Origin of the sequence: Mesorhizobium sp. M6A.T.Cr.TU.016.01.1.1 (assembly GCF_003952585.1) — a bacterium.
Classification (GTDB): domain Bacteria; phylum Pseudomonadota; class Alphaproteobacteria; order Rhizobiales; family Rhizobiaceae; genus Mesorhizobium; species Mesorhizobium mediterraneum.
Genome location: NZ_CP034452.1, coordinates 2,851,001 through 2,870,347, shown reverse-complemented (window position 1 = coordinate 2,870,347; position 19,347 = coordinate 2,851,001). Strand labels below are relative to the sequence as shown.

At 59.5% G+C, this 19,347-nt stretch carries 24 protein-coding genes and 1 tRNA gene; 10 read left to right on the top strand and 15 right to left on the bottom strand.

What is annotated here, in order from left to right; genetic code table 11:
• Positions 1-20 precede the first annotated feature (20 nt).
• From EJ075_RS13815 to EJ075_RS13795, 5 genes are all read left to right on the top strand, one after another.
• Positions 21-173, top strand: coding sequence for a histidine kinase (locus EJ075_RS13815; protein ID WP_095485924.1), 153 nt, complete (start codon positions 21-23; stop codon positions 171-173).
• A gap of 24 nt (positions 174-197) precedes the next feature.
• Positions 198-1,115 (top strand): site-specific tyrosine recombinase XerD, encoded by a 918-nt coding sequence (locus tag EJ075_RS13810; protein WP_126104712.1) that lies wholly within the window; start codon positions 198-200, stop codon positions 1,113-1,115.
• 99 nt (positions 1,116-1,214) lie between these two features.
• Complete coding sequence (locus EJ075_RS13805) at positions 1,215-2,165, top strand: acetyl-CoA carboxylase carboxyltransferase subunit alpha (RefSeq protein ID WP_126104711.1); 951 nt, start codon at positions 1,215-1,217, stop codon at positions 2,163-2,165.
• 198 nt (positions 2,166-2,363) lie between these two features.
• Positions 2,364-3,692, top strand: coding sequence for a murein L,D-transpeptidase family protein (locus EJ075_RS13800; RefSeq protein WP_126104710.1), 1,329 nt, complete (start codon positions 2,364-2,366; stop codon positions 3,690-3,692).
• A gap of 11 nt (positions 3,693-3,703) precedes the next feature.
• Entirely contained in the window at positions 3,704-3,994 is a 291-nt protein-coding gene (locus EJ075_RS13795) for a sulfurtransferase TusA family protein (protein ID WP_126104709.1), read from the top strand.
• 14 nt (positions 3,995-4,008) lie between these two features.
• Here EJ075_RS13795 and EJ075_RS13790 read toward each other — a convergent pair whose 3' ends face one another.
• Positions 4,009-5,121 carry a GTP-binding protein gene (locus tag EJ075_RS13790; RefSeq protein WP_126104708.1) on the bottom strand — a complete coding sequence of 371 codons (1,113 nt, stop codon included), beginning with the start codon at positions 5,119-5,121 and terminating at the stop codon, positions 4,009-4,011.
• 4 nt (positions 5,122-5,125) lie between these two features.
• Positions 5,126-6,298, bottom strand: a complete 1,173-nt coding sequence (locus tag EJ075_RS13785) for a D-alanyl-D-alanine carboxypeptidase family protein (RefSeq protein WP_126104707.1) — start codon at positions 6,296-6,298, stop codon at positions 5,126-5,128.
• A 231-nt stretch (positions 6,299-6,529) separates the two neighbouring features.
• Between EJ075_RS13785 and EJ075_RS13780 the strand changes: the two genes are divergently transcribed.
• On the top strand, positions 6,530-7,693 hold the full coding sequence (locus EJ075_RS13780; RefSeq protein ID WP_095485917.1) for a M20 aminoacylase family protein: 1,164 nt from the start codon (positions 6,530-6,532) through the stop codon (positions 7,691-7,693).
• A 101-nt stretch (positions 7,694-7,794) separates the two neighbouring features.
• On the opposite strand, the gene EJ075_RS33130 is transcribed toward EJ075_RS13780, so the two are convergent.
• Both EJ075_RS33130 and EJ075_RS13775 read right to left on the bottom strand, forming a co-directional pair.
• Positions 7,795-7,941: a hypothetical protein gene (locus EJ075_RS33130; RefSeq protein WP_164547102.1), complete on the bottom strand. Its 147-nt coding sequence runs from the start codon at positions 7,939-7,941 to the stop codon at positions 7,795-7,797.
• Positions 7,942-8,019: 78 nt separating this feature from the next.
• Positions 8,020-8,319 carry a DUF768 domain-containing protein gene (locus EJ075_RS13775; protein WP_126104706.1) on the bottom strand — a complete coding sequence of 100 codons (300 nt, stop codon included), beginning with the start codon at positions 8,317-8,319 and terminating at the stop codon, positions 8,020-8,022.
• 236 nt (positions 8,320-8,555) lie between these two features.
• Here EJ075_RS13775 and EJ075_RS13770 point away from each other — a divergent pair.
• Positions 8,556-8,632 (top strand) — tRNA-Arg (locus EJ075_RS13770).
• A gap of 267 nt (positions 8,633-8,899) precedes the next feature.
• On the opposite strand, the gene EJ075_RS13765 is transcribed toward EJ075_RS13770, so the two are convergent.
• On the bottom strand, positions 8,900-9,130 hold the full coding sequence (locus EJ075_RS13765; protein WP_126104705.1) for a hypothetical protein: 231 nt from the start codon (positions 9,128-9,130) through the stop codon (positions 8,900-8,902).
• 381 nt (positions 9,131-9,511) lie between these two features.
• Here EJ075_RS13765 and EJ075_RS33350 point away from each other — a divergent pair, with 381 nt between their 5' ends.
• Both EJ075_RS33350 and EJ075_RS13755 read left to right on the top strand, forming a co-directional pair.
• The gene (locus tag EJ075_RS33350; RefSeq protein ID WP_206437548.1) at positions 9,512-9,727 is read left to right on the top strand and encodes a hypothetical protein; all 216 of its coding nucleotides are present in this window, start codon (positions 9,512-9,514) and stop codon (positions 9,725-9,727) included.
• A gap of 248 nt (positions 9,728-9,975) precedes the next feature.
• Positions 9,976-10,512, top strand: a complete 537-nt coding sequence (locus EJ075_RS13755; RefSeq protein WP_126104704.1) for a J domain-containing protein — start codon at positions 9,976-9,978, stop codon at positions 10,510-10,512.
• Here the strand turns inward: EJ075_RS13755 and EJ075_RS13750 are convergent.
• Positions 10,500-10,955, bottom strand: a complete 456-nt coding sequence (locus EJ075_RS13750; RefSeq protein WP_126104703.1) for a hypothetical protein — start codon at positions 10,953-10,955, stop codon at positions 10,500-10,502. The two genes, EJ075_RS13755 and EJ075_RS13750, sit on opposite strands and share 13 nt — an antisense overlap.
• Positions 10,956-11,234, bottom strand: coding sequence for an HNH endonuclease (locus tag EJ075_RS33125; protein ID WP_164547101.1), 279 nt, complete (start codon positions 11,232-11,234; stop codon positions 10,956-10,958). It lies immediately after the preceding gene.
• Positions 11,235-11,358: 124 nt separating this feature from the next.
• Here EJ075_RS33125 and EJ075_RS13740 point away from each other — a divergent pair, with 124 nt between their 5' ends.
• Positions 11,359-11,664: a hypothetical protein gene (locus EJ075_RS13740; RefSeq protein WP_164546993.1), complete on the top strand. Its 306-nt coding sequence runs from the start codon at positions 11,359-11,361 to the stop codon at positions 11,662-11,664.
• Between the two features lie 173 nt (positions 11,665-11,837).
• On the opposite strand, the gene EJ075_RS13735 is transcribed toward EJ075_RS13740, so the two are convergent.
• From EJ075_RS13735 to EJ075_RS13700, 8 genes are all read right to left on the bottom strand, one after another.
• Complete coding sequence (locus EJ075_RS13735) at positions 11,838-12,863, bottom strand: phosphatase PAP2 family protein (protein ID WP_164547100.1); 1,026 nt, start codon at positions 12,861-12,863, stop codon at positions 11,838-11,840.
• Positions 12,860-13,582, bottom strand: a complete 723-nt coding sequence (locus tag EJ075_RS13730; protein WP_164547099.1) for an isoprenylcysteine carboxylmethyltransferase family protein — start codon at positions 13,580-13,582, stop codon at positions 12,860-12,862. The genes EJ075_RS13735 and EJ075_RS13730 overlap by 4 nt, the downstream gene beginning before the upstream one ends.
• A complete protein-coding gene (locus EJ075_RS13725) occupies positions 13,554-14,351 on the bottom strand; it encodes a sterol desaturase family protein (protein WP_126104698.1) in 798 nt (265 codons plus the stop codon). Before EJ075_RS13725 ends, EJ075_RS13730 begins: the two co-directional genes overlap by 29 nt.
• A gap of 105 nt (positions 14,352-14,456) precedes the next feature.
• On the bottom strand, positions 14,457-14,981 hold the full coding sequence (locus EJ075_RS13720; RefSeq protein WP_126104697.1) for a prepilin peptidase: 525 nt from the start codon (positions 14,979-14,981) through the stop codon (positions 14,457-14,459).
• Positions 14,982-14,990: 9 nt separating this feature from the next.
• The gene (locus EJ075_RS13715) at positions 14,991-15,524 is read right to left on the bottom strand and encodes a tetratricopeptide repeat protein (protein ID WP_126104696.1); all 534 of its coding nucleotides are present in this window, start codon (positions 15,522-15,524) and stop codon (positions 14,991-14,993) included.
• Positions 15,525-15,591: 67 nt separating this feature from the next.
• Positions 15,592-16,542: a type II secretion system F family protein gene (locus tag EJ075_RS13710; protein WP_126104695.1), complete on the bottom strand. Its 951-nt coding sequence runs from the start codon at positions 16,540-16,542 to the stop codon at positions 15,592-15,594.
• An 18-nt stretch (positions 16,543-16,560) separates the two neighbouring features.
• Positions 16,561-17,532, bottom strand: a complete 972-nt coding sequence (locus EJ075_RS13705; protein ID WP_126104694.1) for a type II secretion system F family protein — start codon at positions 17,530-17,532, stop codon at positions 16,561-16,563.
• On the bottom strand, positions 17,532-18,920 hold the full coding sequence (locus EJ075_RS13700) for a CpaF family protein (RefSeq protein WP_126104693.1): 1,389 nt from the start codon (positions 18,918-18,920) through the stop codon (positions 17,532-17,534). The genes EJ075_RS13705 and EJ075_RS13700 overlap by 1 nt, the downstream gene beginning before the upstream one ends.
• Between the last annotated feature and the right edge of the window lie 427 nt (positions 18,921-19,347).

Below are 19,347 nucleotides of genomic sequence, written 5' to 3'. Positions count from 1 at the left end.
AAGAAGACGGGCGAAAATTGATGCCGACACTGTTCCGCTTTGTCGTGACGCTCACGATTCTGGCCGGCATTGTCTATGGCGCGATGTTCGCTCTGGCGATGTTCGTCGAGCCGAGAAAGGCCGAAATGAGCGTGCGCATTCCTCCGGAAAAGCTCAATCCCAAGAAAAACTGATCCCAGGAAAACTGACCCAAAGAAATGAACAGCGCAGCCCGCATCGAAGCCTTTCTGGAAATGATGAGCGCCGAGCGGGGCGCAGCCGAAAACACGCTTTCCAGCTATCGCCGCGACCTCGAAGACGCTTCGGCCGAGATCGATGGCGGGCTTGCGGGCGCCGCCGCTGGCGATATCCGCGCCTATCTCGACGATATCGCCGCGCGCGGTTTTGCCGCCACCTCGCAGGCACGCAAACTGTCGGCGATCCGCCAGTTCTTTAAGTTCCTTTACGCTGAAGGCCTGCGCCGCGACGACCCGACCGGAACCCTGGACAGCCCGAAGAAGGGCCGGCCGCTGCCGAAGACGATGAGCGAGGCCGACACCGGCCGGCTGATCGACCGTGCGGCGCAAGAGGCAGCTGACGCCTCGCTGAACGATGGCGACAGCCTGGCGGCGCTGCGCCTGCATGCACTGGTCGAGGTGCTCTACGCCACCGGCCTGCGCGTTTCCGAACTGGTCGGCCTGCCGGTGACGGTAGCGCTGCGCGACGATCGTTTCTTCATGGTGCGTGGCAAGGGCGACAAGGAACGCCTGGTTCCGCTGTCGGCAAAGGCGCGCATGGCGATGCGGACCTGGCTCTCTGCCCGGGCAACGGTGCCGGCTCTCGCAGACAGCCCATTCCTGTTTCCGGCAGCAGGCGATAGCGGCTATCTCTCCAGGCAGGTCTTCGCCCGCGACCTGAAGGGCCTTGCGGCGCGGGCCGGCATCGCCTCGGCGAAAATATCGCCGCATGTGCTGCGCCATGCTTTCGCCAGCCATCTCCTGCAGAACGGCGCCGACCTCAGGGCCGTGCAGCAGTTGCTTGGCCATGCCGATATTTCAACGACGCAGATTTACACGCATGTGCTGGAGGAGCGGCTGGTGCGGCTGGTCAACGATCATCATCCGCTTGCCGACTAGGCGTCATATCGCTATGTGAGGACCACGTTCCATCGCCCGGAGCCTCTATTTCCTGGGTTCCGCCAGTCATTGCCTCCCGGTCTATCGGTCCGCTCAAGAATGTACAATTACCTCGATTTCGAAAAGCCGGTCGCCGATCTCGAGGGCAAGATCCTCGAGCTGAAGAAACTCGCCGAGAATGGCGAGGCGGTCGATGTCGGCGATGAGATCCGCCGTCTTGAGAAGCGTTCGCGCGACGCCCTGCGCGACGCCTACAAGGCGCTGACCCCGTGGCAGAAGGTGCAGGTGGCGCGCCATCCGGACAGGCCGCATTGCATCGACTACATCAAAGGCCTGTTCAACGATTTCACGCCGCTTGCCGGCGACCGCAATTTCGGCGAGGATCAGGCGATCGTCGGCGGCTTTGCCCGCTTTCGTGGCGAGCCGGTGGCGATCATCGGCCAGGAAAAAGGTTCGGACACGGCCAGCCGGCTGAAGCACAATTTCGGCTCGGTGCGACCGGAAGGCTACCGCAAGGCGGTGCGGCTGATGGAACTCGCCGACCGTTTCAACATCCCGTTGCTGACGCTGGTCGACACGGCCGGCGCCTATCCCGGCGTCAACGCCGAGGAGCGTGGCCAAGCGGAAGCCATTGCCCGCTCGACATCGGCCTGTCTCGGCCTGAAGGTGCCGTCGATCTCGGTGGTCATCGGCGAAGGCGGGTCGGGCGGTGCCATCGCCATCGCCACCGCCAACCGCGTCTACATGCTCGAGCACGCCATCTATTCGGTGATCTCGCCGGAAGGCGCCGCTTCGATCCTGTGGCGCGACACCACCCGCTCGAAGGATGCAGCGACCAATATGAAGATCACCGCCCAGGATCTGCTGGAGCTGAAGATCATCGACGCCATCATTCCCGAACCGCTGGGCGGCGCCCATCGTGGCCCGGAAGCGGTCATCGCCGCCACCGGCGACCTCATCGCCAAGACGATGAAGGAGTTCTCCGGCGCCAACACCGATTTTCGTGAGCAGCGCCGCGAGAAATACCTGGCTATGGGGCGAAACCTTTAGCAAGACGAGGTTCGGCGCCGCAATGTGGCGAGATTGAGCACGTCCGCCACAAAAATGCCGCGGCATTCGGTTCAATCAAATTGCCGTAAGGGGATGCGCCCGGCGCTTGCGGTAAGGAATTTTCAAGGTTAACGGGCTTAGGGTTGGGCCTGGCGGCGCTGATGCCTGCGGTCCGAAAGAAAAGACATAGCCATACCCATGTTTGCCAAGCTCGCCCGCACCGGACTTCTGATTGCCGCGATAGGGGTCGCCGGCTGCAATGATTCTTCGATGAAGGATTTTGCCCCCCAGGCCAACAAGCCGCTGCCCGACAAGATCCTGGCCGGCATGAAGGCCAAGGGCATGACCCGCACCTCGCCGGTGATGGCCCGCATCTTCAAGGAAGAGGGCAAGCTCGAAATCTGGAAGGCCAAGACCAACGGCCGCTACGACTTGGTCGCCAGCTACGACATATGCAAATGGTCGGGCAAGCTGGGTCCCAAATTCACCGAAGGCGACCGCCAGGCGCCGGAAGGCTTCTATACGGTCCGTCCGGCGCAGATGAATCCGCGGTCGAACTACCACCTTGCCTTCAACATCGGCTATCCCAACGCCTACGACCGCGTCAATGGCCGCACCGGTTCTCATCTGATGGTCCATGGCGCCTGCTCGTCGTCGGGCTGCTATTCGATGACCGACGCGCAGATCGAGCAAATCTACGCCTTCGGCCGCGATGCGTTCCAGGGCGGGCAGACCGAATTCCAGATCCAGGCCTTTCCGTTCCGTATGACCGCCGCCAACATGGCGCGTTATCGCAAGGATCCGAACTACGAATTCTGGAAGATGCTGAAGGTCGGCTACGACAATTTCGAGATCACCAAGGTGCCGCCGAAGGTCGACGTCTGCGAGAAGCGCTACGTCTTCAACCAGGTCGCGGCCGACGGCACGACGTTCGATCCGGCCGGCGCCTGCCCCACGACGACGCAGCCGGATTCGTTGAAGAGCGCCTTCAATGCCTACCAGAGCACCTACGAAGCGGCTTTCAACGGCGCGGTCAAAGCCAGCGTGCCGGCCCCAAAGCCAACCATCGCCGGCATCAAGGAAGCCAGCATCGTTTCCGAGTGGTCGAAAAAGCGCGCCCGTGGCGAACGCGTGCCGATCGAGCCGCCGTCGTTCAACGCCGACGGCTCGGTGACAGAGACGGCGCGCATGGGCCGCATCGATTCGCCGGCCGGCCGCAAGATGGCCGCGCTGGATGCGGAGAAAGCCGCCAAGCAGAAGGCCGAAGAGCAAAGGCTTGCCGCCATAGAGGCGGCCAAAGCCGAGAAAGAGGCGGCCAAGGCTCAGGCTCTGGCCGAAACGGAAGCGGCCAAGATTAATTCACTGGCCGAAGAGGGGGATGCCATGGCCGCGGCCGAAGCGCCTGTCGCCACCGCGACAATCGCGTCGCCCCAAGCTGCCGCCCCGGCCGAAACGCAGGCGGCCAATGCCGATCAAAGCAGGGTGACAAAGCTGAAGAACAAACTGCTCGGCATGTTCGGCGGCTGAGGTTCTCGCGCTTGGCCAAGCCTAGTTCCGTCTATGACCTCAAGGGCCTGAACTGCCCCCTGCCTGTGCTGAAAGCAAAAAAGCGGCTGGCTGCGATGCGGCCGGGCAGCAGGCTCTGGCTGGAAACCACTGACCCGCTGGCCGTCATCGATATTCCTGCTTTCTGCACCGATGCCGGCCATCGCTTGGTCGAAACGGCAGCGGTTTCGGGCGCCCATCGCTTTCTGGTCGAGCGCGGCGAGCAGTCGCTAGACCATGATCCCGAAAAGTGGAATCCGGTTTTCGGAAAAGATCGTGGTTAACCAATAGGTTAAAATCAACGCCCGGCGATGGCCAGCGGGTTGTTTTCCAGCGCTGCGCGGTCGGGTGTGTCGATCGACGGCCGGTTGGTGAAGGCGGCAAACAGCCGGCGGACATAGTCCTCCGGCATGTCGAGCGTGATCAGCACCAGCCTCGTGCCACGTTGGCCGTCCGGCCAGGACGGCAGCCGCGCCGGCGGATGCAAGATCTTCTGCACGCCGTGGACGACCAGCGGCCGCGCCGGGTCTTCCAGCAATTCGATGACGCCCTTCATGCGCAGCAGGCGCTCGCCATGCGCCGATCGCAACAGGTCGAGGAACATCTCGATCGCCGAAAACGGCACCGGCCCGTCATGAACGAGCGAGTAGGAGCGCACGCGGGAATCGTGCCGATGGTCGTGATCATGGTCATGGTCGCCGTGGTCGTGGTCCCCATGGCGGTGGTGATCATGGGCGGCTTCTTCGCCGAGCCAGCGTTGCACGTCGGCGGACTTGGTGGCTGGGTTGTAGAGGCCGCAATCGAACAGCGCCGCTACATCGGTCCTTTTGTCACCGGCGTCGAGCAGCTCGGCACCCGGATTGATCTGTCGCAACCGGGCTCGCAAGGCCTCGACGTCGCGCGGATCGGTGGCCAGATCGGCTTTCGTCAGCACGATGCGATCGGCGACGGCCACCTGCTTCACCGCCTCGACATGGGCGTCCAGCGTCGCATTGCCGTTGACCGCGTCGACCAGCGTGATGACGCCGTCGAGCCGAAAAGCCTGGACCAGCGCCGGATGCGCCATGATCGACTGCAGCACCGGCGCCGGATCGGCGAGGCCGGTGGTTTCGATGACGACGCGGGCAAGCCGGGCGATGCGGCCGGTCTGCAGCCGGTCGACGAGATCAGCCAGCGTGTCGACCAGCTCACCGCGCACCGTGCAGCAGAGACAGCCGTCGGAGAGCTGGATGATGCCGTCGGAGGCCTGTTCGACCAGGAGATGGTCGATTGCCACCTCGCCGAACTCGTTGATGATGACGGCGGTATCGGCGAGTGCTGGATCCCTGAGCAGCCGGTTGAGCAGCGTCGTCTTGCCGGCGCCGAGAAAGCCGGTCAGCACCGAGACAGGGATTGGGAAGCCGCTGCTCATCAGGCTAGTTCAAGGCCTTGGCGGGCTGGCCGCCTTTGGCCGCCGTGGCGGAACCGATAACTGTGGGCTCGGCACCGGGCGGCGTCGGCAGGTCGGGGCGCCAGCTCGGCAACGGCACGTCGGCATATTCCCGGCCCGATGTATCGAGCATCGCCTTCGGCTTCGGCCCGGTGGCGCCGCCAAGGCCGACGGCGACCAATGTCGGCACATGGTCGAGCTTTTCCCGATAGGGCGATTTTGGCGCATCCTTATCGCCGACGGGGACGGCAGCTTCCGACTGCTCCTTAGCCGGCTTCTTCTTGCAAAGCTCGTCACGCAGGTCATTGACCGATGTCGTGTCGCCATAGGCAGGCAGCGCCTCGACCGTGACCCAGTTCGGCTCTTGCGCCGTGAAGCCCTGGTCGAGCAGTCTCGCCGTGGTCTCGGCGCGGGTGATGGTCGACTGTTCGCCAAGCACGACGGCGACCAGCGTGCGGCCGTTTCGCGTTGCCGAGCCAATCATGTTGAAGCCCGAGGGGCAGACGAAGCCCGTCTTCATGCCGTCGGCGCCCGGATAGCGGCCGATCAGAAGATTGTAGTTCGAGATCTGCTTCTTGCCGACGGCGAGGCCCTCGATCGAGAACCATGGGGCATATTGCGGGAATTCCGTGCGGATCGCCATCACCAGCAAACCGAGGTCGCGCGCCGTCGTATACTGGTCCGGCGAAAAGAGCCCGTTCGGATTGACGAAATGCGATCCGGTCATGCCGAGCCGGCGTGCCTCGGTGTTCATGCGTTCGGCGAAAGCGGCTTGCGAACCGCCAATGTTCTCGCCGACGGCCATGGCGACGTCATTGGCCGATTTGACCAGCATCATCTTCAGCGCATTGTCGAGCCGCATGACCGAGCCCGGCTTGAAGCCCATTTTGCTCGGCGGCTCGCTGGCGGAACGTTTCGTGACCTTGATCGGCGAATCGAGCTGGACCTCGCCCGCGGCAATCGCACGAAATGCCACATAAGCGGTCATCAGCTTGGTCAGCGAGGCAGGATACCAGCGCTTGAAAGCCTCCTGATGCTGGAGGATCTTGCCATTCTCCAGGTCGAACACGATCGTCGGATTGGCGAGAGCCGGCCCGGCCAGCACCGGAAGCGCCACCGCGCCCGCCAGCAATAGTCTAGGGAAATGCCTGTACCGCATGGTGGAATCCGAAATCGCCTCTTGCCGCAGTCGCCTCTGGCTCCGTAAGATTTGTTACGCGATCGCCAGCATAGTGATCCGGCCCTCTATCCGGATCCCGATCTTGCGGTGCTATTTACCCTATGTGACGTCAAGATGGCAAAGTGCCTGAATGACAATTGTAAAACAGTAGGCACAATTGCAAAAGCAGCAGGCAGAACCCGTCTGCTCCAACAGCGAGATGGAACCATCATGCCGATCCTGAACCGCGCCGCCGAAATGCAAGACGAGGTCGCCGGCTGGCGCCGCCATCTGCACCAGACGCCAGAGCTGAATTTCGACGTCTTCAAGACCGCCGCCTTTGTCACCGAGAAGCTGAAGGCCTTCGGTTGCGACGACGTGGTGACCGGGCTCGGCAAGACAGGCGTCGTCGGCATCATCCGCGGCCGCCTGGGCGAAGGCACGACCATCGGCCTGCGCGCCGACATGGACGCGCTGCCGCTCAATGAGATCACCGGAAAACCCTATGCCTCGACCGTTCCGGGCAAGATGCACGCCTGCGGCCATGACGGCCACACCGCGATGCTGTTGGGTGCTGCCAAATATCTCGCCGAGACACGCAATTTCGCCGGCTCCGTTGCTGTGATCTTCCAGCCCGCCGAAGAAGGCGGCGGCGGCGGCAACGAGATGGTCAAGGATGGGATGATGGAGCGCTTCGACATCTCCAAAGTATTCGGCATGCACAACATGCCGGGCCTGCCGGTCGGCCAGTTCGCCATCAAGCCGGGCCCGATCATGGCGGCGACCGCCGAATTCACCATCACCGTCAAGGGCCGGGGCGGGCATGCGGCGATGCCGCACGGCACGATCGACCCGATCGTCATCACCAGCCAGCTCGTCGGTGCTCTGCAGACGATCGCCTCGCGCAGCACCGATCCGGTCGAAGCTGTCGTGGTATCGGTAACGAAATTCCACGCCGGCGACGCCTACAACATCATTCCCGAGAGCGCCGAGATCGCCGGCACCGTGCGCACGCTGAAGAAGGAGGTCGCCAGGAAGGCGGAAGAGCGCGTGCGCGCCATCTGCGAGGGAGTAGGCGCGGCCTTCGGCGCAACGATCGAGGTCGATTACAAAGCCAATTATCCCGTCACCTTCAACCATGCTGAAGAGACGGTCTTTGCCAGTGACGTCGCGGCTGATATCGCCGGCGACGCCCATGTGCACCGAGCCATCCAGCCGGTGATGGGCGGCGAGGATTTCTCTTATATGCTGGAGGCGCGGCCGGGCGCCTTCATCTTCATCGGCAATGGCGACACCGCGGGTCTGCACAACCCGGCCTACGACTTCAACGACGAGGTCATCCCGCACGGCATGAGCTATTGGGTGAAGCTGGCGGAGACGGCGCTGGCCGCCTGATGAATGTGCCTGAGCCCGTCCTCGGCTTGACCTGAGGGTGCGCTGCGATTTTGAGATGGCGACAAGGCCATCGAGCTCAGGACGTGGCGATGCTCCGATCGTCACTTCCGACCGGACGGCTTCCGCGCAAGACCGAAGGCAATGCCTAGCGCAATGCCGATCCCGATGCCTGCAATGATGTTGTCCAACGCGACGCCGATTGCCACGCCGATCACAACACCGAGTGTGATGTGTTTGGCATCTATCATGCCGGGTCATGTAGAGTGGAAGGGGAGAGCCGCAACCGCAGGCCATCCGTCGGCTACCAACCGGTGTTGCCTGGATCACTACGGGCCGCTCTTCGAGTCGTCGACCTTCAGCGCCTCCATGACGGGCGCCAGATCACTCTCTTCGACTGGCTCTGTAGCCTGCGGCTGTTCGCCTGTCCGGGCCTTGTGCAGAGCTTTCTCAATGGCCTCTTCGATGTCGCCGATCTCGTCTTCGCGTACCTCGTGACCATAGCCGGCCGCGTCGGCATCTTGCTCGAATTGCTGCACCAGGACGGCCACGCTCACTTCGCTCTCGGCGGGCAGATCGCCGACGTTCTCCCGGAGCCAGGTTTCAAAGAACTCTTTTGTGGCGCTCATGCGGTATCTCCTTCGGCACACTAAATCGCAGCGGTGGTCCGAAGTTCCGCCATCCCCAGGTTATCTTTGCGGTCCAACCCTCCCGGATCAGTCTATAGAGTGGTGAGGATCAATTTCGAATTGTGAGCAGAAGCCTCTCGACGGCTGTGCTTCAACGGCCATCGTCGAAACCGACCGATTGGGTGCAGAGCGCCTCTTGGCGAAACGGTCCGAAGCGGCTATGTGTCGGGCCGCGTGGTCCCGTAGCTCAGTAGGATAGAGCGGCAGATTCCTAATCTGTAGGTCACAGGTTCGATTCCTGTCGGGATCACCATAGTTTTCAACTACTTTGCGACCAATCGCCGTACTTTTTTGCTAATTAAGTGCGACGAATTTCATAGGCTTTCAGACTTTGGGCGCGCATGCCCCAAGTACGAGTGGAGAAATGCCGGCCGCAGAAGCGCAGGACACCCTTGCGCGACATGGCGGAATAGCATGGAAGCCCAGGAGAACATCTACAACACCTGGGCCTCCTCAAGCTGGTTCGCATGGCTATTGAACAGACCTGCCGGCCGGCGTGCTGCCGAGCGCGGAAGCCGTGCTACTGCCCTACGGCCGCGAGTCTGCCCATGAAGGCGAAGCCCTTGCCAAAGCCATCATTGAGACGGTTGAAAGGCTGGCCCGATGATTCGCCTTGAATCAGTGCCGCGATGAGGAGCGAGCAATCGAGCTCCTCCGGAAACGAAACATTTAAGTCACTCTGAGTCGCCATACGAAGCGACCTCAATCTTGCTGTCTTCGCGGCGCGTTCGGCGCGCTCAGCCTCAGCCATCACCTTCGCGGAGCGCCTAACTGTGCTATTTCCCAGCCAACACATCTATTCGATCCAGTAGAATTCCGATGCCCCGGTCATGCCCTGACTCATTGAGATTGTCGCCGTTCATTGTGATGAAGCCGGTTCGATCGGTGAGGTTAAGATCCGCGTTGCCGCCAGGCGCGGGCCGATCGCCTTGGCAGTAGCCGTGGGCGCGCGCCGCCAACGCGCGAGTAGCCCGAGCCGTGCAAATCATACTGCTTACGCTCGATGTGGCTGCGCTCGGCCGGCGCCTATCTGGGCCATCACCAAGATCACCGCGGCAAATGACTAGCGGAACAGATATTTTGATACCTCTGGATTGCCTCGTCTCCACATAACGTTATCCAGAAAGTAGTGATGCACGTTGATGAATATCCACGCTATGAAGAGGAACAGCGACGAGCCGAACACCTCTTTGTTGTAAGGAACCAAAACGGACAACGCGATCGGGACCAGCCAGAAACCGAGAATCCCCAGAATTCCACCAATGATGATAAATCCCAGCACCCGAAAACGGTCTTGGGCGTCATTGAACTGAACCTACGGTCCATCGACCTCAACACTGGCGTCTGACGCGAGCCGACGTATATCGGCGGATGACCGGAATGAGGGCAACCCTTTGCAGGGGCGAAGCTTGCGCGCTAGTATCTGCAAAACGGGAGGGGGGACTAATGCCACGAATTGAGCGAGTAGAGACCCGCAAGCGCGGATTTCTGGCCTTCAACGTGTTGATGGGCATCATCGACTAGCTATGACCGCAAGACACTCCGGCGACGGTCTCTCGACTGTGTGCGCAATAGCGATGTTGTGGGAGCACCACTTTGTTCATTGACTACTACGAACTCCTAGAAATCAGCCCGAACGCCAACTCGGAAACGATAGAACGGGTATTTCGTTATTTTGCTATGCGCTACCATCCCGACAATCAGGATACCGGCGATGCATCACGCTTCAGTGAAATCGCGGAGGCCCATAATACTCTCAAAGATCCTCTCAAGCGCGTGCAGTACGACATTCAGTATAAAGACAATTTGAAACTTCGCCGCGAGTTGATTGAGGAAGTCAGCAACACTAAAGGAATCGAACGGGACGGCGTCATTCAAGCCAAACTGCTCTCGCTACTTTATGTCAAACGCCGACAAGACGTCAACAATCCTGGAATTGGCGATGAAGAACTCGAACGCATGTCGGGCTGTCCGCGTGAACATCTGGAGTTTCATCTCTGGTATCTAAAAGCAAAAGGCTGGATAGGAAGGGTCGAAAACGGGATGTTCGCGATTACCGTAGAAGGCATCGATCGCGCCAATACCGAACATCGTCGTGACACCTCCACCAGACTACTGAATCATACAGGCTGAAGAGTGGAAGCTCGCGTGCCAGTGCCCCTTGGATTAGCCCTTAGGAGCCCCACCAGCGCGCGTTCCGGCTGGCCGCTCTCAGCGCCTCGCGCACGCCGGCGCTTCTCGCTGGCCTGAATGAGGCGCTGCAAAGCCCTGGCCTGAACTCCGGCCTGGAATCGCTCTATCCCCGCCAGCTTTTCCTCCTCGCGCGCCAATCGGTAGACGTCGGGCAAAGGCTGCCAGTCGGCCGGCTTCTTCCGCATACACCATTGAGGCTGGCGATATCCCCAGTACTCGATACCGACGCGATCGGAACCGTCGAACCAGCATAAAACGTTCAGCTTGGGGAAGTGCAAGACCCTTGCCGCCCACCAGATCTTATCGATGGCGCTCTCGCCGGTGCCTTCCGCCCAGGGCGTCCAGCCGCGGCCTGGACGATCTGTCAGTTCGCTGTCGCGCATTCAGACTCCGGGCGCATTCGAGCGCTCGGCGCCCATAGCTTTTCGTTGCTTGGCAGCGTTCATTCGCCGGCCGGCACTCTGATTGCACTTACGGCAAGCGGCGGCCAGATTGGACCGCTCGTTCGTGCCGCCAAGCATTTTGGGCTTCTTGTGCTCTAGGGTGGCTTGCTTCGGTCCGGTCTCGGTGAACGGTTCCCTGCAATAGTAGCATTTCCCGCCTTGGATCTCGACCAGTTCGCTTCGGACTTTGGCTGAATTGAATTTCAGCTTCTTCTTCATGGGGGTTGGTTCCCTCCCTTTTTGGTAAAGGGACCACGACCTCGATCCAAGGTCAAGCCTTGCATTGGCAGCCGCTTGACGAAGCCGCCGGCCCAACGCATTCTCCCCTGGGGGAGAGATGGCAATGGCCGATCTTCCATGGGGCAAAGCAAAGCCCCGCAACAGCATTCCATATGGCTGGATACTTGTCGCTGCCATGGGCGGCGCTGCAGCGGGCAATTACCTGTGGTCGAACTCATCCAATCTGGCGAATGCGGTAAGTGCATTCGTCTCGTCTGCTGGCTGTGACATCAAGGGCAATATTTCAATCGACACCGGTGAGCGCATCTATCATGTCCCCGGCCTGACGACGGACGCCTACGGCCACCTGTTTCCTCGGGCCGATGACGCCGCAGAATTGGCCAACGCCGAGGCGGCTCTGCTGCAGTGACTGCGACATGGACGCGACATTGGCCAGACAAAGCCCTTGCGCTGCAAGGATTGTAGGAAGTTTCCTAATCCGTAGGTCACAGGTTCGATTCTTGTCGGGATCACCATATTTCAGGCACTTAGAGAGCCTCCGCCGTACTTTGTCTGTGATTGATGTACGGCGAACTTTCCGATTCAGCGGCCCGCTTCCGAACCCACCGTTGATCTCGCGACGCTGTCAGCCTTTCTGCGGACATAGCTCGGAATTCTGATTGCAATGATGGAGAGAACGCCAATGACTGTGCCGGCGACTACATCTATTAAATGATGACCGCCCTCCGGCAGCGTAGCCACGACCATGGCGGCATTCAGCGGGGCCAACACGACAAAAAGCGCCCGGATGTCCCGCGCGGCATAGACCACTATCAATCCAAGTGCCGTGTGGAACGACGGGAACGTGACGAGCCCTGTACCATTGGTCATAATAAGACCAAACGGCTCGCCTGATCGCAACGCCATAAGCACATGATGGTGCCACATTCCGGCATCAGCGGTGAAGTTCGAAAATAGCCCCCGCGCTGGCTTGAAATAGGCATAAGCGCCCTCTGCTGGCGCCAGAGCCATCATTGCGCCAGTGAAGACCGAGGAAACCGCCAGAAGAGCGACAAACTCCAGTGCTCGGTCTCGTCGGTTGCTCACGGCGTGGAGAAGCAAAACAAGCGGCATCTGAAACGCGAGCGCGTGGTAGGCAAAGACCAGGACGGATGCCGTGATTGGCTTGTTGGTCGTCGCCAGGAACCACTGCCAGTCGAAACCGAGAGCGGAATCGATAGAGGCTAGAAACGGGTCCGCCAGAGGCCTTGAGGTGGCTGACGCCAAGTACATGAATACGGTCGTTGAGATGGCGAGCGGAATGAATGCCGCTGCCGACACGACCACGATCCGCAGGCAGCCGCAAAGATATTTGATGACGTTGGCGATTGGGCTTGTGTCAGATCGCAGTCTATGGAGCGAAATTGCGGATGCCATCCAGGATGCGCTGAGGACCATGGCGACCTTGCCTATGTCGATCCAGTTCCTCGGTGAAAAATTGACCGTAGAAAATGGTAACCAAATAAGGTCGATCAGCCCGAAAAGAGCTGTGACGGAGGCGATGATCACAAGGTGATTTAGACTCGCTGCGCCCGCATTGGCGAATGAAGTAACGCCGTGCGGGATCATCCGAAACGGTCCGGCGTCCTGCCTCGAGGAGCAGCATGAGGTGTATTCAACCCGACCAAGAACGATATGGATGGTATGAGCATTGGCGTGGTCTGCCCATAGGCGGCGTATTCGGGAAACGTCGCTCGCAATACCCTTTCCTCGTTGATAATCCGCCGATATTGAAAAGCGAGGGCGATCGCGCAGATTGCGACCGTCGCCCATGTCGGATTACCGAGAAGAATGCCGAGCAGGACGATCGCTTCGCAGGCGTAGAGTGGGTGGCGCACGATTTGATAGGGGCCTGCGGTGACGAGCCGTCTGGCCTGGGCAGCGATGCTGAACGATCTGCCGAGCCACCATAGGCACCAAACGCAAAGAGCGAAGCCGATGATGGTAATCAGGTCCGCAGTGAACTCAAGCTGCGGAAGTATCGCGACTCGAGGGACGGCGATCAATGTTACGGTCGCAAAGCATCCGATCAGCGCCGAGATTCGGGGCTCCAGTCCCTGCGCTGTCTTCAGCGGCGGAAGACGCGCCACTGTCGTTGCAACAACGAGAACGAGGAAGCCGAGAGCGGCAACGTCTGCTACGAGCCCGATAATTCGCGCTATTGGCCATTCAGCGCCGCGAAGAGCTATAACCAATGCTCCGGCCTTCAAAGTCGCGCAGACCGTGAAGTAAAGTATCATCATTGCGCGCCCGATGAAATCACGCGTCGCCGCTGGTGGGAGATTCATGGATTTTGCCCTTCGGAATAAATGGATAGGCGAGTTGCTCGACGTAAGTTGGTGGAATGGGATCATCGACGCCATAGCGCTCCGGCACAGCCTTACCGGGCAGGTACATCGTTCCAAAGAGCGCGTCGATGAATGAAAGTTGACCTGCGAAGTTCTTGTCGTATGCGGCTCGCTCATGAGCATGATGCCAATGATGGAACTGGGGCGAGGCGATCAGCCATCGAAGCGGTCCGATGTTTAGCTTTACGTTGGCGTGCAGCAGCAAGCCGTGGGCGTGATACATCAACGCGAACAGGGCGATCGCCGGGCTGCTGAAACCCAGCAGGTAAACTGGCACGAGTGACGCGCCCTTCGTCAGAACCTGATCAACAGGATGAACCCTGTGCGCCGCCAGCCAGTCAAGTTCTTCAATACTGTGATGAATCGCATGGAAGCGCCATAAAAACGGGACGGCGTGGAACATACGATGCGCCAAGTAAAAGCCAATATCCGCGATGACTATGATTTCAATAACCTGGAGCCAAAATGGCTGTGATGAAACTGAGCTACTGATGTAGACTGGTATCAACTGCCCCACCGTGCCTGTCGCCAGTGTAACAGCCGCGATCAGACCAAGGCTTATAGGAACGCCATTGAACAGAGCGTAGATGAGATCGTTGAAGAAGGCTTTCCTGAGGATCTTTTGACCTGGCCTTAGAGCGAACAGGCGCTCGATCGGAACGAAGATCAGAACCGCAATCAAAAGCGCTTTGAGATTGAAAATGTCCATACGGCGCCCCGCCGGCAAGATCCAATCCAAGCACTTCGCCGATTTGAGCGCAAGTTAATGGTTTCCGAAAGGTTAATTGAGAAGGTGATTTGCGCGCCACGAGTGTCAGACCGAGAGGCCGCCTAGCACCGTCAAGTTGCTATAGACCTGAAATGCTATCGTGCAGATCGCTGCGAGCGAGATCGGCACCCCAAACGGCACAACGCCTTTGCGGTCCAGGTGCTGGACATACAGGCGGAAAGCGCCCGCGGGCAGCATGAACGGATTTTTCACGATCAACGCTGTGGCGAGTGCGAAACCCAGCAGCAGTGCGGAGAACACAAGGAGGCCGCTGCCGCCGATCAGCAACGGCACCACCGCCATCAGCTTGACGTCGCCAGCCCCGATCTTGCGCATGGCCCAGAACGGAAAGAGCGCAACAAACAGCAAAAGACCGGCAAGCGCACTCAGGCCCATGTCCCACCACGACCCGGATAGCACCGACAGGAGCTGCAGCGAGCCCAAACCCAAGCAAAGCAGCAGCAGCACATTCTGGTTGGATATCTTCTGGGTGGTGAAGTCGAGCCAGGCGATCCTTGCCAGCAAAGGAATGGCTAGTCCCTTCAGCAGCACCGATGCGGCGACCAACATGCTGTCGCCTTACCGCTCGAGATTCTTCACGCTGGACGACAGGAGCTGCAGATTGTTGGCCACCGTCGGATCGTTGGGCGCCAGTTCATAAGCCTTGAGGAAATTGCTGCGTGCGTCCTGCAGCTTGCCGCGCAGCAGATAGGAATAGCCGACATTGTTGTAATATTCGGGCGTCCCGCCGACCAGCCGGAAGGCCTGGCGATAGGCGTGGTCGGAGAGGTCGAAGCGGCGGATCCGATCGCTGCAGGCGGCCAGGCCCATCCAGGCACCACCATCATTGGGCGCCAGTTGCGTCGCCTTGTAGAACAGGGCGCCGGCATTGCCGTAGTTTTCCGCGCGGAACTGGTTCTTGGCTTCGGCAACAGCCTGGTCCGAGGCATAGTATTCGACGTCGCTGACCGTCTTCAGCCCGTCGAAGGCATCGCCAAAGGCTGTCACATCACCTTTTGAGGGCTCGTTGGTGCGGACGACGCCGCTGGTATCAGCCGTCTGACAGCCGGAAAGCACGATAAGCAGCAAACCGGCTACGGCTGCGAGGCGCATTGGCCCTGTCATTTCGTCCCCCAAAAGAGTTCTCTGACTCTGTATTTCGACCAAAGCATATACCTGCCTAGAAGAAAATGCCCTTCATTCGAATGATGACAGGTAGCATGACGACCATCATCACCACCGGAAAGATGCACAGCCCCAATGGAATCATCATCTTCACCGGCAAGGCATTGGCGCGTTCCTCGGCGCGAAGGATTCTCTGTCCACGCATTTCGTCGCTGTAGACACGCAGGGCTTCTGTCAAACTTGTACCGAGTTCCTCGGATTGCCGGAACAACACCGCCAGCGCCCGCGCCTCTTCAAGCCCGATTCGGTCAGACAGTTCGCGTAGCGCCTCGCGCAATGGCTTGCCGGCGCGCAACTGCAGAGTCATGATCGAAAGCTGGATACCAAGCCATTTATGGGTGCCGGCCAGTTCGTTGCTGACGCGCTCGACTGCCGCCTCGAGGCTCATGCCCGCGTCGGCGCAGGTGATCATCATATCCATGAAATCCGGAAAGCCACGACGATAGATCTGCTTTTGCCCATTCTCGAACCGGTCGAGCGCGATACTTGGTATGACAATGCATGCCAGCCCAAGCAAGGCTGAACCTCCAAAAGCGACAAGACTGGGCAAGTGGGGCGGTAAAATCTGGGACAGGAATGCATAGGTCGCAATAAAGCCGGCGCAGACTGCCCCGAGCCGCGACAGGGTATAAATGAGCGGCGCGCTTGACTGGTAGAAGCCGGCGCGAAAGAGCTTCGCGTCGAGGGCGCTGGGCTCGTCCCGCTCCTTTTCGAGCGATCGAAAATACGCCTCGACTGGCCGCTGCGCTGAAATCCTGGCCAGTTCTTCCTGTCCGACAAGTGAGCGGCGGTTGGGAATACCCTCTGCCAGCAGGCTTTGCGCAACCAGTTTCCTCGTCTGCAGTGCCGGCAAGAACACGAGCGAGCCAACCAGGAAAAGCGCTACGGCCGCCAGGAAGACAGCAATGGAAACCAGAAGGCTCAGATCCTCGGTATACGAAAACAGGTCTATAGCCTCGCTCCTTTAAAAATCGAAATTGACCATACGGTACATGATGAAGTCACCCAGCAGCGCCCACAGCCCGAAAATCAGGAACACAGGCATGATCAGCGGATTGTCCCATACATCACCGTAGTAGCTCGGGGCGAGGCCTGTGAGGATGGCGAACATCAAGAGCGGAAACAGGGAAATTATCCACGCGGACATTCGGCCCTCAGCCGAGAGCGCCCTGATTTTCAACCGCAGTTTCTGCCGTTCGCGCAACACCGATGAGAGGTTCGACAAAATCTCAGTCAAATTGCCACCGGTCTTGGCCTGAATCGACAGCGACACAGACAGCAGTTGAAGGCCCTCGAAGCCGACGCGTTGCGAGAGTTTCCGCACCGCGTTTTCAAGGCTAAGGCCAAAGGTGATTTCGTCGGAAACGATGCCGAATTCGGTGCCGAGCGGATCAGGCATTTCACGGGCGACAAGACCTATCGCCACGGAAGTCGGATGACCGGCGCGCAGCGAACGCACGATCATGTCAAGTGCATCCGGCAATTGCTTCGCGAATCTCTGGATTCGCTTGGCGCGCGCGCGGCGGAGAAACAGAAACGGCAGGACGAACCCGACGAGAAGAAAGATGATGCACGAAACCACCGCGGAAAAGTGCAGCAGGAACGCAAATACCAGTGCCAGTACCAGTCCAGCGAGAATAAATATCGCGACAAACGACAGCGGATTCCCGGTAATGCCGGATTGAGTGTATAGCCTGTTCAGCCCGACGGTATTAAACAGAAAATCGCCCGAGCCGGTAAGCCCACGTTCTCGCAGCAATCCCTGCAAGGTCTGTTCGGCCGGAACCTCGTCAGCGAGCCGCTTCAGCCGACGATTGATCGTGCTGACCGTTGAGCGGCGCTTGGCGTAGCTCACGTATAGAGCCTCGGCCGCGAGAATAACCGACGCCGCCGCCAGCACATAAATGAGGTAAAGCAAAGTCTGGCCCGACGGCATCAAAGCGCAACCTGCGGGTTGAAGGCATCCTTGGCGAAGTGGTGGCCGAGCGTCGCCGCTTCCTGGGCAAAGCGTGGACGGATGCCGGTGGCGCGAAATTCACCGACGATCTGACCCTCCGCATTCACATCGCGGCGAACGAAATGGTAAAGCTCCTGAAGCTGGACGACATTGCCTTCCATCCCGGTCAGTTCCGATATGGAAACGACCCGCCTTCCCCCGTCGGAGAGGCGTTGCGTCTGCACGATGATGTCGATCGCCGACGCGATTTGCGCCCGGATTGATTCATGGCTCATCGGCATGCCCGCCATTCCGACCATCTGTTCCAATCGCGATATCGCATCGCGCGGTGTGTTGGCATGGATGGTGGTCATCGAACCTTCATGGCCGGTGTTCATCGCCTGCAGCATGTCGAAGGCTTCTTCACCGCGGACCTCGCCGACGATGATGCGGTCGGGCCGCATGCGCAGCGCGTTCTTGAGCAACTCGCGCTGGCGGACCTCGCCCTTGCCCTCGACATTGGGCGGGCGGGTTTCGAGGCGGCCGACATGCGGCTGCTGCAATTGCAGTTCCGCCGCGTCCTCGATGGTGATCAGGCGCTCCCTGGACGGGATGTAGCTCGACAGGGCGTTGAGCAAGGTCGTCTTGCCGCTGCCGGTGCCGCCTGAAACCAGGATCGACTTGCGCGCCTGCACCGCGATCCGCAGCAGGTCGATCATCGGCTGGCGGATCGAATTGAACGCCAACAGGCGTTCGAGCGAATAGGGATTCTTGGAGAATTTGCGGATTGACACCAGCGGGCCATCGACCGAGATCGGCCGCACCGCGATGTTGACACGCGAGCCATCTTCTAGCCGCGCGTCCACCATCGGCGCGGATTCATCGACGCGTCGGCCGATCGCCGAGACGATCTTGTTGATGACACGCAGCAGATGCGCCTCGTCGCGGAAACGGATCGAGGTCTCCTCGATCACGCCGCGCCGCTCGATGAAAACGCGACTGTGGGTGTTGATCAGTATGTCGGAAATTGAGTCGTCTTTCAGCAGCGGCTCGATCGGTCCCAGCCCAAGCATCTCGTCGGCGGTGTCGCTGGTCAATTGATCGAGCTCGCGAGCATTCAGCGGCACGTTGCGAGCCCGGACAAATTCCCGCACGATCGGTCGGATCTCATTCAGGATTTCATCCTTGGACGCGTTTTCAAGGGCGGTCAGGTTGAAGCGATCAATGAGGTGGCGGTGGAGCTCGACCTTGAGCGACAGGAAATCGTCACCATGCGGCTGGAGGTCGACAACAGGAGAAACCGTCGGGGTGGCGGGCAAAACCGCCATCGGCTCGAGCTTTGGCTCGACTCGCAACTCGCTTGGTCCTTTGGTGAACCGCCCCAGCATATCGCGTTATACTCCCCCGTAGAATCCGTCGCCACGGAAACTAAACGTTAACCACGCAGGGCACAAGCGCCAGCCGCGCACCATGCAATTTAATACTTCAGACATAGTTAAGATCAAGGATCAGAAAACGCGATGTTTATTTGGTCAGCGGCGCTGTCCTAATCGAACACGAGGACTCGCTTTCAATGCCAAGTGCTTTTTTTGCCACAAAGGCGTCATGGAGCCCCCCTAAGGCCTTAGATATAAAGGAATATGCACTATCGCTAATATCGCCCCATTTCCGCCATACCCACGGCCAAATTATGAACGAATGGTTAAGATGGGTTGAAAAATGAGCCGAATCAATGTTTTGGTCCGCCTGAGATCGGCAATATTCTTGCCAAACCATGTATAGGAAAGTTAAGAAACCCTTAATCCCGTTTGACTC

Excerpts from the sequence above, each read along its gene's own strand:
- EJ075_RS13735 (WP_164547100.1), bottom strand. The coding sequence starts at position 12,863 with ATGATCCCGCACGGCGTTACTTCATTCGCCAATGCGGGCGCAGCGAGT.
- EJ075_RS13765 (WP_126104705.1), bottom strand. The coding sequence starts at position 9,130 with ATGGCTGAGGCTGAGCGCGCCGAACGCGCCGCGAAGACAGCAAGATTG.
- EJ075_RS13815 (WP_095485924.1), top strand. The coding sequence starts at position 21 with ATGCCGACACTGTTCCGCTTTGTCGTGACGCTCACGATTCTGGCCGGC.
- EJ075_RS13785 (WP_126104707.1), bottom strand. The coding sequence starts at position 6,298 with ATGCGGTACAGGCATTTCCCTAGACTATTGCTGGCGGGCGCGGTGGCG.
- EJ075_RS13700 (WP_126104693.1), bottom strand. The coding sequence starts at position 18,920 with ATGCTGGGGCGGTTCACCAAAGGACCAAGCGAGTTGCGAGTCGAGCCA.
- EJ075_RS13780 (WP_095485917.1), top strand. The coding sequence starts at position 6,530 with ATGCCGATCCTGAACCGCGCCGCCGAAATGCAAGACGAGGTCGCCGGC.
- EJ075_RS13790 (WP_126104708.1), bottom strand. The coding sequence starts at position 5,121 with ATGAGCAGCGGCTTCCCAATCCCTGTCTCGGTGCTGACCGGCTTTCTC.
- EJ075_RS13705 (WP_126104694.1), bottom strand. The coding sequence starts at position 17,532 with ATGCCGTCGGGCCAGACTTTGCTTTACCTCATTTATGTGCTGGCGGCG.
- EJ075_RS13750 (WP_126104703.1), bottom strand. The coding sequence starts at position 10,955 with ATGCGCGACAGCGAACTGACAGATCGTCCAGGCCGCGGCTGGACGCCC.
- EJ075_RS13810 (WP_126104712.1), top strand. The coding sequence starts at position 198 with ATGAACAGCGCAGCCCGCATCGAAGCCTTTCTGGAAATGATGAGCGCC.
- EJ075_RS13740 (WP_164546993.1), top strand. The coding sequence starts at position 11,359 with ATGGCCGATCTTCCATGGGGCAAAGCAAAGCCCCGCAACAGCATTCCA.
- EJ075_RS13800 (WP_126104710.1), top strand. The coding sequence starts at position 2,364 with ATGTTTGCCAAGCTCGCCCGCACCGGACTTCTGATTGCCGCGATAGGG.
- EJ075_RS13805 (WP_126104711.1), top strand. The coding sequence starts at position 1,215 with ATGTACAATTACCTCGATTTCGAAAAGCCGGTCGCCGATCTCGAGGGC.
- EJ075_RS33125 (WP_164547101.1), bottom strand. The coding sequence starts at position 11,234 with ATGAAGAAGAAGCTGAAATTCAATTCAGCCAAAGTCCGAAGCGAACTG.
- EJ075_RS33130 (WP_164547102.1), bottom strand. The coding sequence starts at position 7,941 with ATGATAGATGCCAAACACATCACACTCGGTGTTGTGATCGGCGTGGCA.
- EJ075_RS13775 (WP_126104706.1), bottom strand. The coding sequence starts at position 8,319 with ATGAGCGCCACAAAAGAGTTCTTTGAAACCTGGCTCCGGGAGAACGTC.
- EJ075_RS33350 (WP_206437548.1), top strand. The coding sequence starts at position 9,512 with ATGCACGTTGATGAATATCCACGCTATGAAGAGGAACAGCGACGAGCC.
- EJ075_RS13725 (WP_126104698.1), bottom strand. The coding sequence starts at position 14,351 with ATGGACATTTTCAATCTCAAAGCGCTTTTGATTGCGGTTCTGATCTTC.
- EJ075_RS13720 (WP_126104697.1), bottom strand. The coding sequence starts at position 14,981 with ATGTTGGTCGCCGCATCGGTGCTGCTGAAGGGACTAGCCATTCCTTTG.
- EJ075_RS13715 (WP_126104696.1), bottom strand. The coding sequence starts at position 15,524 with ATGCGCCTCGCAGCCGTAGCCGGTTTGCTGCTTATCGTGCTTTCCGGC.
- EJ075_RS13730 (WP_164547099.1), bottom strand. The coding sequence starts at position 13,582 with ATGAATCTCCCACCAGCGGCGACGCGTGATTTCATCGGGCGCGCAATG.